Origin of the sequence: Acinetobacter sp. ANC 3882 (assembly GCF_022549545.1) — a bacterium.
Classification (GTDB): domain Bacteria; phylum Pseudomonadota; class Gammaproteobacteria; order Pseudomonadales; family Moraxellaceae; genus Acinetobacter.
In genome coordinates, this window is record NZ_JAKZGB010000002.1 from 209,834 (window position 1) to 225,064 (window position 15,231).

The 15,231-nt window shown below is 39.9% G+C and carries 14 protein-coding genes and 2 tRNA genes; 6 read left to right on the top strand and 10 right to left on the bottom strand.

Annotated features, from left to right (window positions below; translation table 11 throughout):
- Positions 1–39: 39 nt before the first annotated feature.
- The 4 genes from MMO42_RS06120 to hisB form a co-directional block, all read right to left on the bottom strand.
- Positions 40–702 (bottom strand): 3'-5' exonuclease domain-containing protein 2, encoded by a 663-nt coding sequence (locus tag MMO42_RS06120; RefSeq protein ID WP_241319730.1) that lies wholly within the window; start codon positions 700–702, stop codon positions 40–42.
- A 93-nt stretch (positions 703–795) separates the two neighbouring features.
- Positions 796–1,341 carry a DUF805 domain-containing protein gene (locus tag MMO42_RS06125; RefSeq protein WP_241319731.1) on the bottom strand — a complete coding sequence of 182 codons (546 nt, stop codon included), beginning with the start codon at positions 1,339–1,341 and terminating at the stop codon, positions 796–798.
- A 155-nt stretch (positions 1,342–1,496) separates the two neighbouring features.
- Positions 1,497–2,114, bottom strand: coding sequence for an imidazole glycerol phosphate synthase subunit HisH (gene hisH, locus MMO42_RS06130; protein WP_241319732.1), 618 nt, complete (start codon positions 2,112–2,114; stop codon positions 1,497–1,499).
- Positions 2,114–2,707, bottom strand: coding sequence for an imidazoleglycerol-phosphate dehydratase HisB (gene hisB / locus MMO42_RS06135; protein ID WP_005297432.1), 594 nt, complete (start codon positions 2,705–2,707; stop codon positions 2,114–2,116). The genes hisH and hisB overlap by 1 nt, the downstream gene beginning before the upstream one ends.
- A 104-nt stretch (positions 2,708–2,811) precedes the next feature.
- On the opposite strand from hisB, the gene MMO42_RS06140 reads away from it, so the two are divergent.
- From MMO42_RS06140 to MMO42_RS06155, 4 genes are all read left to right on the top strand, one after another.
- Positions 2,812–3,189 (top strand): GNAT family N-acetyltransferase, encoded by a 378-nt coding sequence (locus tag MMO42_RS06140; protein ID WP_005297430.1) that lies wholly within the window; start codon positions 2,812–2,814, stop codon positions 3,187–3,189.
- A 102-nt stretch (positions 3,190–3,291) separates the two neighbouring features.
- A tRNA-Phe gene (locus MMO42_RS06145) sits at positions 3,292–3,367 on the top strand.
- Positions 3,368–3,508: 141 nt separating this feature from the next.
- Positions 3,509–3,584 (top strand) — tRNA-Phe (locus MMO42_RS06150).
- A gap of 97 nt (positions 3,585–3,681) precedes the next feature.
- Positions 3,682–4,404 carry a class I SAM-dependent methyltransferase gene (locus MMO42_RS06155; protein WP_241319733.1) on the top strand — a complete coding sequence of 241 codons (723 nt, stop codon included), beginning with the start codon at positions 3,682–3,684 and terminating at the stop codon, positions 4,402–4,404.
- A 68-nt stretch (positions 4,405–4,472) separates the two neighbouring features.
- Here the strand turns inward: MMO42_RS06155 and MMO42_RS06160 are convergent, their stop codons facing one another.
- The 3 genes from MMO42_RS06160 to ompR all read right to left on the bottom strand — a co-directional run bounded on the left by MMO42_RS06160 (position 4,473) and on the right by ompR (position 8,520).
- Positions 4,473–5,987 carry an acetyl-CoA hydrolase/transferase family protein gene (locus MMO42_RS06160; RefSeq protein WP_005297428.1) on the bottom strand — a complete coding sequence of 505 codons (1,515 nt, stop codon included), beginning with the start codon at positions 5,985–5,987 and terminating at the stop codon, positions 4,473–4,475.
- A 296-nt stretch (positions 5,988–6,283) separates the two neighbouring features.
- Positions 6,284–7,738 (bottom strand): ATP-binding protein, encoded by a 1,455-nt coding sequence (locus MMO42_RS06165; protein ID WP_005297427.1) that lies wholly within the window; start codon positions 7,736–7,738, stop codon positions 6,284–6,286.
- A gap of 17 nt (positions 7,739–7,755) precedes the next feature.
- Positions 7,756–8,520 carry a two-component system response regulator OmpR gene (ompR, locus tag MMO42_RS06170; protein WP_004657337.1) on the bottom strand — a complete coding sequence of 255 codons (765 nt, stop codon included), beginning with the start codon at positions 8,518–8,520 and terminating at the stop codon, positions 7,756–7,758.
- A gap of 339 nt (positions 8,521–8,859) precedes the next feature.
- Between ompR and MMO42_RS06175 the strand changes: the two genes are divergently transcribed.
- Positions 8,860–11,214, top strand: a complete 2,355-nt coding sequence (locus MMO42_RS06175) for a Tex family protein (RefSeq protein ID WP_241319734.1) — start codon at positions 8,860–8,862, stop codon at positions 11,212–11,214.
- Between the two features lie 86 nt (positions 11,215–11,300).
- Here the strand turns inward: MMO42_RS06175 and MMO42_RS06180 are convergent, their stop codons facing one another.
- Genes MMO42_RS06180 through MMO42_RS06190 form a run of 3 tightly spaced genes read right to left on the bottom strand, consistent with a single transcriptional unit; the run spans position 11,301 to position 14,097 of the window.
- On the bottom strand, positions 11,301–12,350 hold the full coding sequence (locus tag MMO42_RS06180) for an RES family NAD+ phosphorylase (RefSeq protein ID WP_241319735.1): 1,050 nt from the start codon (positions 12,348–12,350) through the stop codon (positions 11,301–11,303).
- Between the two features lie 3 nt (positions 12,351–12,353).
- Complete coding sequence (locus MMO42_RS06185; protein WP_241319736.1) at positions 12,354–13,256, bottom strand: sce7725 family protein; 903 nt, start codon at positions 13,254–13,256, stop codon at positions 12,354–12,356.
- On the bottom strand, positions 13,225–14,097 hold the full coding sequence (locus tag MMO42_RS06190) for a sce7726 family protein (protein ID WP_241319737.1): 873 nt from the start codon (positions 14,095–14,097) through the stop codon (positions 13,225–13,227). The genes MMO42_RS06185 and MMO42_RS06190 overlap by 32 nt, the downstream gene beginning before the upstream one ends.
- Positions 14,098–14,324: 227 nt before the next feature.
- On the opposite strand from MMO42_RS06190, the gene MMO42_RS06195 reads away from it, so the two are divergent.
- Positions 14,325–15,155, top strand: a complete 831-nt coding sequence (locus MMO42_RS06195) for an AraC family transcriptional regulator (protein WP_241319738.1) — start codon at positions 14,325–14,327, stop codon at positions 15,153–15,155.
- The last annotated feature ends 76 nt before the right edge of the window (positions 15,156–15,231 follow it).

The following is a 15,231-nucleotide window of genomic DNA, read 5'->3' on the forward strand; positions in this document are numbered from 1 at the left end:
TTTAAATTGTCTACATATTAGCAAAGTATTGATCAATCGCTAAGCCTTGTCTGCTGAACCTTCAAGTATTCTCATGATTTGTTGCAATAATTGTGATGTGAGTAATCGTTGCTGATACAGTTTTTCGAAGCATAAGAATGCTGCATAGGCATCCGCTGCGGCATAATTGATTTGTTGTGGGCTGAGATTTTTAACCGACCAATTTGAGGTGCTGACTTTCTTGCTTTTGGCAAAATAACGTTGGAACAGCAGGGCAATTGCTGTTTGGATACCGACTTGAGCGCTATAGCCAAAATTTGCAAAGCTTTTGGACAGATCAATCATGGATTGAGGATTGATTCCTTTAGCACGAAAAATATGGGCGTCATTCTTTAATCCAAAACCGACTTTTAGTTGCTGTTCATTTTCGAGAATAGGTCGAAGAAAATCTAAAATTTCAGCATTGACTTGGAATAGATAAGCTCTATCTGGTGTTGCAAGTTGGATCAGGTGAGGGCCTGTCGATTTTTCTCCAACTTTGAACATTGGCTTGGATTCAGTATCAAAGCCAAAAACCTGAGTGGAGTGCAGTTCAGCTTGGATGGCTAAACACTGTTCAAGCGTTTGGATGACCAAGATACGATCTGTGTTTAGGTTTTGAAATGCAGGCAATGCGCGGATTTGTTCTTTACTTAACGGAACGGTGGATGGCTGCATATTCATCAGATTAAAAGTTCAAAGCGTTTGATTGAGCTTAAAGGGTTTTATTGAAATAAAAAAGCCAAGTCGGAACTTGGCTTAGTAAACATGACGTATTTATTCAGCTTGATTTATCTGTTGCTCAATCTGAGCTTGCTGGCTTCTTTGCACATATTCCTGATATGCAGGAACTGCGCTGCCCACTAAGGCAAAAATGACGGCAAGTGGAATAATTACAATATAAATCCAGCCCAAGACTTTTTCCCAGCCTGATGTCTCACGTTCAACACCAAACTTATTTTCGCCTGCCGTTCCTTTGGCACAGAGTAGATAAATAATGAAAATGAAATTTACAAAGGGAACAATGGCTAATAACGACAACCAACCCGTTTGATTTCGGTCATGTAGACGACGAATGGTAAATACAAAAGAAAAATAGACGAACACGATATAGAGAATGATAAACAGGACAATTGCGAGGATTGGATAATCTTGCCCTTGTTCGAGATTGCCACCAGTCACGAGCACAGCGCCAAATGCCAAGACAAAAATGATAATCACTGCGGCGATTGAACTTAACAATGTCCAAGCTGCATAGGAAAGCCGACCAAAACGGCCTTTGTGGCTCAGTGGATGATCCACGTTTTGAGTTAATGAATTCATTGTTATTCCTATCTAAGTGTTTTTATGGGATTGCAAAACTTAAAAAATGTATTATGCCTTAGAATATTAAAGAAATTTTCTAAAATTAATGCTTAAATTATTTTATGAATAACAGATCAAGTCATAACAAAGGACTTGATCTGTATGAGCGAAGCTTAAATCTTCCATTCCACAAAGTTTTTTAACAACTGCAAACCAGCGGTATGACTTTTTTCAGGATGGAATTGGGTCGCAAACAAATTGTCTTTATGAATAGCGGTGCAGAAATTCACGCCGTAATCACAGGTTGCTGCGATGATTGAGGTGTCTTTAGGTTCCACATAATAGCTATGTACAAAGTAGAAACGTGCATCTTGCTCAATGTTATTCCACATGGGATGACTTGGATCAAGTTGATGTACTTGGTTCCACCCCATGTGTGGCACTTTTAAATTTGGAATTTCAGGAAAGTGTTTTCCCACACCTTCAAAAATACCCAAAGCATCTACACCACCATTTTCTTCCGAACGTTGTAGCAGCGCTTGCATGCCGACACAGATCGCTAAAACAGGTTTGTTGAACGCGGCTTTATGTACCACGTCATCAATCCCTGCTTCACGCATGCCTTGCATGCAGTCACGCATAGCACCAACACCCGGAAAAACAATTTTATCCGCTTTGGCAATCAGTTTAGGATCATTGGTGACATCAACTGTTGCCCCAACATGCTCTAAGGCTTTTGCCGCAGAGTGCAAGTTGCCCATACCATAATCAAGTAACGCAATACGGGTCATTACAAACTACCTTTGGTCGAAGCAATGGTATTTTCTGCACGTGGATCAACTTCACAGGCCATGCGCAATGCACGCGCCAGTGCTTTAAACACACTTTCGATCTGATGGTGGCTATTTTTGCCTTTCAGGTTATCAATATGTAATGTCATCAGTGCATGATTGACAAAACCTTGGAAAAATTCCGAGAATAAATCGACATCAAAGCTTCCGACGCGGGCACGTGTATATGGGATATCCATAAATAAGCCTGGACGACCAGAAAGATCGACGACCACACGAGACAGTGCTTCATCTAATGGTGCATAAAAATGACCATAACGACGTAAGCCCTTTTTATCACCCAAAGCTTGCGCAAAGGCTTGTCCCAAGGTGATTCCACAGTCTTCAACGGTATGATGATCATCAATTTCTAGGTCACCATCGCAATGAATGTCTATATCAAATAGACCATGACGCTTGATTTGATCAATCATATGGTCTAAAAATGGAACTCCAGTGTTGAGTGTGCCTTGACCAGTACCATCGAGATTGAGACGAACTCGAATTTTTGTTTCGTTGGTATTTCTTACCACTTCACTGATACGTTGCGTCATGGACACGTTCCTCAAAAAACGTCAAAAATGATTGAATTAAAAACCAATAGTTTCGCTGTGACGAAAAAGTGACAGCATCATAGTTTGCTCAGGAGGGTTAATCAATGCCTATTACCGTACATGCTTACAGTTCTCTGGATAATCTAGGAATTCGTACTCAGCTAGAGCGACTTTACGATACCAGCCCAGAGTTTGGTGATGGGCAAGATGCACTGGAACAACTTGAACAAAATCTCCAGCAATATACCACAGTTTACACTGCCGAATTTAACACCAAAATTATAGGTGCAATTTGGGCAACAGGACAAGGCGAAAGCCGTGTTTTGGAATATATTGTGGTGCATCCAGCCAATCGTGGCCGTGGGGTTGCAGAACGTTTGGTTGAAGAAGTTTGCCGTATGGAGGAAGAGCAGGGTGTTAAACAGTTTGAGCCAGGTTGTGGGGCAATTCACCGCTGTTTATCGCATCTTGGGAAAATCTAAAGCCGCTTAGCTTGCTCTTTGGAGTAAAAATAAGCGCTTAAGAGAAAAATCCACAAATTTGCTTGACGGGCTTAGACAAACATTGTTTAATACGCCCACTTTGGCGTGATAGCTCAGTAGGTAGAGCAACGGATTGAAAATCCGTGTGTCCCCAGTTCGATCCTGGGTCTCGCCACCATAAATTTGTATTTTCAATCCCTGATCCCATCAGGGATTTTTTTTTATCCGAAATTTGATTGCGTGAAAAATGTGCATTCAAATCAAAAGCCCATGATAATTATTGACTATTCAGCTGAGATACGGCTTAATACACCCCATCGGCGTGATAGCTCAGTAGGTAGAGCAACGGATTGAAAATCCGTGTGTCCCCAGTTCGATCCTGGGTCTCGCCACCATATTCAAAAAGCCTCAAACGAAAGTTTGGGGCTTTTTTTATCTCTATCATATTTTGCTATATTGGTGCTCAGTCAAAAATTTTAAGAAGAAATCACGATGAAAGACTTATTTTCTGAGCAAAGTGAACTTTATCAACAGGCGCGACCAAGTTATCCACAATTGCTGATCAAAAGCGTATTAATGCACCTCAATCACTTTGAGCGAGCGTGGGATTGTGGTGCGGGTTCAGGGCAATTGACGCAGTTGATCGCACCCTATTTTGAAACGGTGGTCGCGACTGATCTCAGTCAGAGCCAATTGGATCAAGCACCTGCATTTGCCAATGTCGAATATTTACAACAAGCTGCTGAACAACGTGCTTTCCCTGACCAGTACTTTGACTTGATTACCGTTGCACAGGCGATTCATTGGTTTGATTTTGAAAAATTCTATGCAGAAGTGAAACGGACATTAAAGGTCGATGGTATTTTTGCAGTCATTGGCTATGGTCTATTACAGCTTGATGATCAGGATTTAAATGATCGCGTACAGCGCCTCTATCGAGAGACTTTAAATGGCTTCTGGGACGCAGAGCGACGTTATATCGATGAGCATTACCAAACCATTCCATTTCCCTTTGAGGGAATTCCAATGCCGCAGTTCCAGATTGAATTGACATGGACAGGGCCGCAGCTTTGGGATTATCTCAATACTTGGTCGGCGTTAAAGCATTACCAAGATCAATTGCATGTTAGTGCTTTGGCAGATTTACAGGATATCTTGCAGATTCAAAAGCCGATACAGGTCACTTTTCCAGTGTTGCTCAGAGTTGGGCGATAAGTGGTTTAAAAGTCAGTCAATAAAAAAAGCATGCCGAAGCATGCTTTTTGATGGGGAATAGGGGTGGATTAAGCTGATTTAGCAATATCCACACGCGCTAACATATGACCTGTTTCTTCAAAGTTGGCATGCCATGACAATGCTTCACGAAGAATATGAGGGGTATGACCACCACGTTCGCAAGCGCGGTCGAAGTAATCATTTAACGCACCTTGATAAAGTGGATGTACGCAGTTGTCGATAATGACACGAGCACGTTCACGTGGCGCTAAACCACGTAAATCAGCCAAACCAACTTCTGTTACCAAGATATCCACGTCATGTTCATTGTGATCGACATGGCTGACCATTGGGACGATCGATGAAATATCACCGCCTTTGGCAATTGATTTGGTTACGAAGATTGCGAGGTGTGCGTTACGGGCAAAGTCACCTGAACCACCAATACCATTCATCATTTTGGTGCCACATACATGGGTTGAGTTCACGTTGCCGTAAATATCGAACTCAAGCGCAGTGTTAATCCCGATAATGCCTAGGCGACGCACGATTTCAGGATGGTTTGAAATTTCTTGTGGACGTAACACCAACTTGTCTTTGTATTTTTCAAGATTACCAAAAACGCGCTCGCCACACTGTGCTGATAAGGTGATTGAGCTACCCGAAGCAAACTTCATTTTGCCTGCATCAATCAGTTCAAAAGTACAGTCTTGCAGTACTTCTGAATACATGACCAAGTCTTCGAAATTCGAATCTTTAAGTCCTGTTAAAACAGCATTAGCAATTGAACCAATACCTGCTTGCAACGGCCCTAAATTCTTCGCTAAACGGCCTTCAGCCACTTCTTTTTCGAAGAATTTAATCAGGTGGTTGGCAATGCCTTGAGTTTCAGCATCAGGTGCGGTCACAGTTGATGGAGAATCCGCCGTATCATTCAATACGATACCCACAATTTTCGCTGGATCAATTGGAATCGCAGTCGAACCAATACGATCATCCACTTGCGTTAAAGGTAGTGGGGTACGCGTAGGGCGATAGGTTGGGATATAAATATCGTGTAGACCTTCGAAGTTTTCACTAAGAGACGTATTGATTTCAACAATCACTTTTTCTGCAAAAATGGCAAAACTTGCCGAGTTACCTACAGATGTGGTTGGAACGATATGACCATCTTCGGTAATCGCTACGGCTTCGATCACCGCAACATCAGGACGTTTCAATTGCTGGTTACGCATCTGCTCAACAGTTTCAGACAAATGCTGATCGATAAACATCACTTCGCCGTTGTTAATCGCGCGACGCAAGGTATTGTCGACTTGGAATGGCATACGACGGGCAAGAACACCAGCTTCCGTCAATTGTTTGTCTAAGTCATTGCCGAGACTTGCACCCGTAATTAATGTGATTTTTAACGGATTCTTTTTCGCTTGTTCAACCAATGCTTGTGGTACTGCTTTCGCTTCACCAGCACGGGTAAAACCGCTCATACCAACCGTCATATCATTTTTAATAAACTGAGCTGCCTGCTCTGCACTCATTACCTTGTCATGCAGCGACGCAAGGCGAATACGACTTAAAGACATCATCCATTCTCAATATTGCTTTTCATTGGTTATGGATTCTATCGCTAAAACATGAAAAGTGGATTGAAATAAGGCTAAGGTCTAATACAGGTGAATACGCTTTATTCAGTTGCGATGCGATAGGCGATTTTCTGTGTGATATTTAATTGAATTCATGCAGAAAAACAAATTGGGTCTTGGATTTTGCTTCATGCTTAGACGCTCTTCAACGGAATAAAAGTCTTCAGTCTGGTGGTGTTCTGATTGAAGACTTTAGTCGAAGAGAGAGGGGTGCGTTGGACACTTAAGCGCAGTTTTTAAAAGCGCCCTGTCAAGGTTTGTTTGATTTTGTCGATTGCGTTATTTTGAGGTTCTTCCTCTGGCGCGATATTGATTGGAAGGGAAATCACCACTTCCAAACCACCTTGTTCACGATTGCGGATGCTGATTTGTCCTTGGTGAATATCGACAATACGTTTCACAATAGCCAGTCCAAGCCCACTCCCTTGTATGGTGCGAGCGGAGTTGCCGCGAACAAAGGGTTGCATCAGCTCTTCCACTTGATCGGGTGGAATGCCTTCACCATGATCTGCAACTGTAATTAAAATATGGTCATCGACGTGGCTGGCAGAGAGTTCAATTGGCTCTGCACCATAGCGCTTGGCATTATTGACCAAATTGGCAATCAAACGTTTTAAAGACAAGCTGCGGGCTGGAATGATCGGTAGCTCTTGCGCTTGAAAACGAATATCTAGCGGTTTGAACTGTACCACCACTTCTTGTAATAGGGTATTCAGATTAGTGTCTGTGAGCTCTTCATCTGAACCATCACGCATATAGGAGATGAACTGATTCAGAATCGCATCCATGTCATCGACATCGTAGATCAGGCCTTCACGAAAGAACTCATCTGGCAGCATTTCTGCGGTGAGGCGGATGCGTGTCAGTGGTGTGCGTAAATCATGGGAAATACCTGCCAACATAATTTGGCGATCACGTTCGGTCTGCTCAAGCGTATATACCATGTGGTTAAAGGCTTGATTGACCTGACGGATTTCGAGTGGACCATGGTTGGTATCCAGATAGGGTGCTTTACCTGTTTTACTATAATTATTGGCTGTATTTTGTAGGCGACGCAAAGGTCGGTTCATTTGTCGAACCAAAATCAAAATAATGATGGAAGATACGATTGGAACCCCAAATAACCATGCAGCGATCAACTCTACGCTGTAGTTGGTATAGGTTTTGAGTGGCTCTCTCACCCAGTTGCCATTCATCTCTGGTGTTTGAATCCAGATACGAGGGATCGGTTTAAATTTAAAATAAACGGTGACGTTTTCTACACCGAGTTCTTTTGCCAGTTTAGATTCGATCTGATTGGTGAACAGTTCCGCCAAGAATTTGTCTTCAACTTTGGGGAATTCTCTAGGATCGGTCACGTATTCAATGCCAATCCGATTTTTTAGCCAAGTGTCGACATCGACCTCACTGTCGCGATGCAGAATACGGATATCCGGATTATTGACCAGTTCTAACTCAATCGCGAGATAACGGGCGTGTTGCTGTAACTCAGGAAGATAGAGAGTGCGCCAAAAGAACCACAAGGACATAAATAGGCTGAAAAATACCATGAACAAGACCAAGATGGTCGTACGCATGGCAGCAGAACGCGGTTTAATTTTATCTAAAAAACGTTCCCATTGGGTTCGTGGCCTTTCGGAATAAGCCGCGAACTCAGTGAATTCTTGTGGATCAATTGGTTCAAGTTTCAACGTTTTATTTCCTAAGCTTATTCAGCACCATCTGGAACAAAAACGTAACCCACACCCCATACCGTTTGGATATAGCGTGCACGAGCAGGGTTATCTTCAATTAAACGACGTAGGCGAGAGACTTGGACATCAATCGAGCGCTCCATCGCACCCCATTCACGGCCACGCGCCAAATTCATCAATTTATCGCGTGTCAGTGGTTCGCGAGGATGCTGAACCAGTGCTTTCAATACGGCAAACTCGCCTGTGGTTAAGGTAACGACTTGACCTTCACGGGTTAAGGTACGAGTAGAAAGGTCGAGTGACCAAGGACCAAAGCTCACCACTTCCACTTGTTGGCTTGGCGCACCAGGTACTTCACGCACTTGGCGACGCAATACTGCACGGATACGAGCCAACAATTCATTTGGGTTGAATGGTTTTGGTAAATAATCATCTGCGCCTGCTTCAAGGCCTGCGATACGATCAGAGTCACTGCCACGCGCTGTCAGCATAATAATGGGTGTATCGATATTTGACTGGCGTAAACGACGACAGATACTTAAACCATCTTCTACAGGGAGCATAAAATCAAGCACGATCAGCGAGAACAATTCACGTTGCAGTAAACGGTCCATTTGGGTTGCATCATGGGCAGTTTTTACCACAAAGCCTTTATCTTCTAAAAAGCGTTGTAACAGCGTACGCAAGCGCACATCGTCATCGACCACTAAGATGCGTTCGACCCGGTCTGTCTCATGGTGTACAGTTTCCGTCGATTCGGCAGGTACAACTAAACTCATGATGTGCTCCTTTATCGTTTATTGTCATCGTCTTTATGCAATGCGATTGTGAAATATCAATAGACCTTTGAGTATACGATTCATTGCACAGTTTTGGCTATGTTATAAAGCAACAAATATTGCCAATAAAATCAAGAGATAGATACCAAATATATACAGGCAAAATTATGACAATCAATCTATTTTTCAATATTTAGGCGAAAAAATCTTGGTATTTTAGAAACATTCAGCGATTTGCATAAACTACTTGCACAATATTCAAAAAAACAATGGTGGATTTTATAGCCATGAACTTTATAATCAGTGCTTTTAGACTTAACCCTTGTGGAATCAATCACGATGACTGACTTAGTTCAGCAGTTGGCAAATGAACTTGCCGTACGTCCAAACCAAGTAGAAGCTGCTATTCGTTTAATTGATGAAGGTGCTAGCGTTCCTTTTATTGCACGTTACCGTAAAGAAGTCACGCAAGGCTTAGACGATACGCAATTACGTCAACTCGATACACGTTTAACATATTTACGTGATTTATTTGAGCGTCGTGAGAAGGTGATCCAATCTTTACAAGAACAAGATAAATTAAGCGATGATTTATTGGCGCGTGTAAATGCAGCTGAGACTAAAAACGCATTAGAAGAAATTTATGCTCCATACCGTCCAAAACGGACCAGCAAATCATTTAAGGCGAGAGAAGCTGGCTTAGGCATCATTGCTGAAAAAATTATTGCAGATCAAGTTGATCCAACTGAAGCTTTGGCTGGTTTTAGTCATGAAGACTACTCAGATGTTGAAAGCCAACTGGATGCAATTCAGCATATCTTGATTGATGACTGGGCGCAAAATATTGCGTTAACCACAGAATTAAAACAAACTTTTGCTAAAACTGCGGTGTTGAAAAGTGCGGTTGCTTCTGAAGAGAAAAAAGAAGTTGGCAAAAAATTCCGTGATTATTTCGAATTCTCTGAAAACTTTAATAAAGTCCCTTCACATCGTTTATTGGCAATGCTGCGTGGCCGCCAAGAAAATGTATTGGGTTTGAAAGTTGATGGCGAAGATGATGCTCCATTGGCTCGTATTGAAACTGAATACAATCTTGAACAAATTCAACCACAAACGCGTCAGGATTATTTAAAGCAAACGGCAAAGCTATTCTGGTTAGGCAAGATTCGTCCGCAAATCGAACATTCATTATTAACGGATAAACGTTTGGCTGCTGAAGCTGAAGCAATGGATGTATTTGCTGAGAACTTGCGTCATTTATTGCTTTCTGCGCCTGCTGGTGGTCGTACAACTTTAGGTGTTGACCCTGGTATCCGTACAGGCGTGAAGCTTGCCGTAGTGAGTAATGCTGGTGATGTTCTTGCGCATAGCACCATTTATCCATTCGCTCCAAAAGAAGATAAAGAAGGTTCTATTACAGAACTTGCACGTTTGTGTCGAGAGTTCCACGTGGAACTTATTGCGATTGGTAACGGAACAGCAAGTCGTGAAACCGAAGCTGTTGTTGCAGAAATGATGTCTGCCAATACTGATCTGCAACTTACACGTATCACTGTCAGTGAAGCGGGTGCATCGGTTTACTCTGCAAGTGAATTGGCTTCACAGGAGTTGCCTGAATTGGATGTTTCAATTCGTGGTGCAGTTTCAATTGCTCGTCGTTTACAAGATCCGTTGGCTGAACTCGTTAAAATTGATCCTAAATCGATCGGTGTAGGTCAATATCAGCATGATGTGAACCAAGCAGGTTTGGCAAAAACATTGGATGCTGTGGTTGAAGACTGTGTGAATGCTGTGGGCGTGGATGTAAATACTGCTTCTCCAGCGATTCTGGCGTATATCGCAGGTTTAAATAAAGCAATCGCACAGCAAATTGTTGAATATCGTAAAGAAAATGGTCGTTTTGATAACCGTCAATCTTTGAAAAAAGTGCCACGTTTAGGCGAGCGTACTTTTGAGCAGTCGGCAGGTTTCTTGCGTGTGCAAGATGGTTCTGAGCCATTGGATGCGTCTGCAGTTCATCCTGAAAGTTATGGTTTGGTAGAAAGAATTGTTGCTGCTAAAGCTACGACGGTAAAAGACATTATCGGTAATACTGAAATCATTCGCCAAGTCAAAGCAGATGAATTTGTGGATGACAAATTCGGTTTGCCAACCATCCAAGACGTTCTAGCTGAATTGGAAAAACCAGGCCGTGATCCACGTCCAGAGTTCCGTACAGCGAAGTTCCGCGAAGACATCACTGAAGTTGCTCAACTCACTGAGGGTATGCAGCTTGAAGGTGTAGTGACTAATGTGACTAACTTCGGTGCTTTCGTCGATGTGGGTGTGCATCAAGATGGTTTAGTGCATATCTCTGAACTTGCAAATGAGTTTGTCTCTGATCCGCATAAAGTGGTGAAACCGGGTCAAATTGTGCAAGTGCGTGTGATGCAGGTAGATGTGGAACGTAATCGTGTCAACTTGAGTATGCGTGCAGAAGGTTCTGCTCCTGCAAAAGCTGCGCGTCCACAACGTGCGCCACAAGATCGTACGGAACGTTCAGAGCGTAAGCCACAAGGCCAGCGTCCACCGCGTAAAGAAGGTGACTTTAAGCGTCCGCAGAATAACAAGCCAAAAACTGAAAAACCACAAGAGCAAAAAATTGGTGGTTTAGGTGCTTTGTTATTGCAAGCTGGGATTAAGGGTTCTAAGTAATTGATCCAATAAATAAAAGCCTCTTCGGAGGCTTTTATTTTGAGTGTGTGATTTTGTTTTATATCAACCTTCTTTTGAAAGATTTTTTATTCATAGTGCAAATCTATTCCCTTTACTTTATATATTTTTATCTCTGTTGATAAGCAGCTCATTAAATCTTGATTAAAAACAACAACGTTGTAACCTTTACCAAAAGAGCTATTAAACATTAAGCCACTAAGAATACCAATATTTTTGAAAAACTCTGTAATAAATTGAGTGGGTATATAATCTATTCTAGATCTATTAGGTAAAACAGGTAAAGAAAGTTCTTTTGAGAACTCTTCAAGTAAGTTTATTAATTTCAGAAATTTTTTAAAATCATCATTGTCATCATTTTCGGCTAAAGATAAAAAAGAGATGTCTTTTCTTGGATTTCTTAAATCAAGAACATTAAAATCTACTATAGGCTTAAATAATGCAATATAAATAGTTTGTCCATTGCTAGGTCTAACCTCTGATAGACAGGTATCAATATTTTCAGCTACATATAAATATGAAATACCATCAGGATTTGCACGACCGATAGATACAACTTCTATTGGTGGTTTTAACATTTCACTATGAATCAAAGGCTTGTCTGATATCCTTGCTCGAAAGAGTTCATCAGATGTATTAATTTCATAGTTGAGATCTTCAATAACATTTGTAAATATTTCAAATAAATTGCCTCTTTCTAAGAAGGCATCTTGATATAGTTGAGTTTGTGGAAAAAAGCGATTGTTATGCATGAGTTCTTCTTTTAGCTCTTTCCATTCACTTGGTAAATTTTTGGATACAGGTGCAAATCTTTTTAAAAGTAAATTATTTTGATTTGTTGAAAGAGCATCATTTATTAGAGGAATACAATTGCTGGTATTAAATAGGCTAAATTCTTGGTCTAATATTTCGGTTATAGTTAAGCCTTCATTGGTTTCAGGATAATTTTGTATGATAACCTCTATAAGTGGTTGGATAAGAGGGTAGAGTTGGTCAATATCAATAGAACTATTTTCATTAGTTTTGCAATAAAAACATCGTTGTATTCTTCCAATAGCATTTATTTTTGCTTTTAATGACTTATCTGAAAAACAGTTACTACAACATCTATGAGCCATCCATTACCCCTTTTCACTAAGATACTGTGTGGTAGTTTCGATATGATGTTTTATGGATATTTTTTTTACTTGTCCTAATCCTGGGAAATGTTCAATTTTATGAAGTTCATAGAACTCCTGTAGACCATTAGTATTGTAAAATGGAATTTCATTCAATAAATATTCTTGTATTAGTAAATCTAGTGCTTCTTTAAATTTTGAACCAGGATTTGTTGGTGTACCATCATCTCTCGATGAATAGTGCCGAATAAATAGTTCATCAAATCTATTTTTATCAATGTATGAAACATGAATGGTTACCACATAAGCAGGCCCACCACCTTCAGTAAATTCATCTCCCGTTATTGTGTAATCTGCAAAGCCTATATTATTTTCATCAGAATAATAACTATGGAGAGAGGAAAAAGGAGATTCTTTAGGATAGTCAGCATTTCTTATTTGCTTTCTAAAAAAATCTTCGTATAAGACCTTGTTTTTAATTAATCTTTTAACATTTGGGCTGGTGTCATTTTGAATGAAATTAATTTTAGATAATTTTGAGAAGTCAATAATATTCTGATCAATGCCTTTTTGTATAAATAGTCCAAATGAACCTATATCTAAGAAGTCTTGATATTTTTCTGTTTTCTCATTGATTGAATAAAGAGTTTCATATTCTATCGATTCAATTTTATTTAACTCGTTGAATAATTCATGGGGAGAGTTGGCATAGTCACCAATAGTTGGATTAATGATAATGTAAGGAGTAATCCCATTACTATTAAGCATTTCAACAGCTTTCACTAATGGTTTGATATCTCGTTTCACTGGTTCAATGACTGGTGTATAGTAGTTCAGCTGTAATGGAGCTAATTCTCTTAGGGCTAAAAGTTCGTTAAGTTTCCCTCTTAAAATTGGATAATACATTGAGGTCTTTCTCCGAGAAAAAGCTAATTAAAGTTTTAATATCATTTTTATTGAATTTATAGCTAATCAATGCATTAGTCAAAGGGGTTGGAAGAATATTTATTGCTTCAATATTATTCTTTCTATGTTTCTTTAAAGTTTTTAAAAATAATTTGTTTATGACATCTTTATCAGATTTATTTAGAATTTTAAAGCATAGATCAAAAACTTGAGTATTAGGAACATCTATTTTCAAACCATATATATTTTCAGCGATATCTAAATATTCTTCTTTTCTTAATGACTTCATCATAAGACCAATATCAAAAATATTATTTGATGTAGCTTCTTTTATAGTCCGTAAAGTGTTGTTGTCGGTCAAAACAATAATACCAACATTATGAGGAATGATAGCTTCTACATCTGGTTGTAGGGAGCTGGGGCAAACGACATAAACTTTTTCAAATAATTGAATATATGACTGTAGTTGGTCTTCTAATCTGTTCAATGAATCATATTCTGTTTTGATTTCATAACACGTTGAACAGCCATTTAGTAAGACTAAATCAGCTTTGTTCTGACCTACTCTAAATTCCGAAAGTAAAACCGATGACTGGAGTGAATGTTTGCTTTTTAAAATTTTGCGAGCAATTAGATTTTTATAGACATATTCATTTCGATAATTCTGACCCAAGAAGTCAAATGCAGACGAATATAAATTATAGAAATTGGTTATATTTATGTTTGAACTTAAATTTTTGTTATTTATTACTTTTTCAAGAGATGAAAGGTTGCCAGAAGCAATCGCTTTTAAGCTGTTGCTTGTAAAAAGTTTGGCAATTTCTCTCTCTACAGTATTCACAATCTTAAGACAAGTTAGATAAATTAGATTGATCATATTGTACCTAGTAATCTAATGTGAACAAAAGCTGAAAAAGATTTTTTTATCTCTTATTACTTAAATTTTTGAACATAAATTACTACTAAGTTGTTTTATATAACTTAATATATCAAACAGCAATTTTGTTCTATAAATCTATCTAAATCGCGTTAACCTGACATGATGCAAAGAATTCAAAGGAGGTCGTGATGTCGCGTAGACCTCGTGAACAAGTCGATTACTTACACCTAGAAGAATTAGGTGGTCTGGAAATGCTGAAAGCAAGTTACTATCAGCAGGAGTTTTCACGACATGTTCATGAAGGATTTTGCATTGGCGTGATCGAAGAGGGCGCGCAACGCTTTTATCGTACAGGTGGCAATCATGTTGCACCACAAGGCGATATTATTCTGGTCAATGCTGATGAGGTTCATACGGGCTCTGCTGCTGTAGAAACAGGATGGCGCTATCGTGCAATTTATCCGACCCCCGAAATATTTAATGAACTGACACGTGATTTGACTACCGTGCATGGCACTGCGCCGTGGTTTAGAGAGGCAGTACTCCATGATGAAGGCCTAGCTCAACAATTTCGATTACTCTTCGATTTATTGGAACAGCCCAACAACACCTTGCTAAAACAAACTTTATTCTTATCTACAATTGCATGGTTGGTGTCCAAATATAGTCAGGTCAAACCACAAACAACGGACTTGAGCAATGCCAAGCAGCGAATTTTAAATATTAAAGAGCTGATGGCGAGCATGCCAGAGCAGGAGTTCTCATTGGCTGCACTTGCGGAAATGGCCAATCTGAGTCAGTGGCATTTTTTACGTCAATTTAAAAAACATGTGGGACTAGCACCCCACGCGTGGTTGGTGCAGGCACGGCTGCAAAAATCACAAAAATTGTTAAGACAAGGACTTAATTTATCTGAGGTTTCACAGCAATGTGGATTCTCGGATCAGAGTCATTTTAGTCGGCATTTCCGTCAAACATTTGGTATTACACCGGGTGGCTATATCAGCTACCTCAAATAAAACAGCAATTTTATACAATTCTCATTTATCAATTTTTGGCATAGTGATGGTGTCTTTTATGAGCAATTGTGATTTT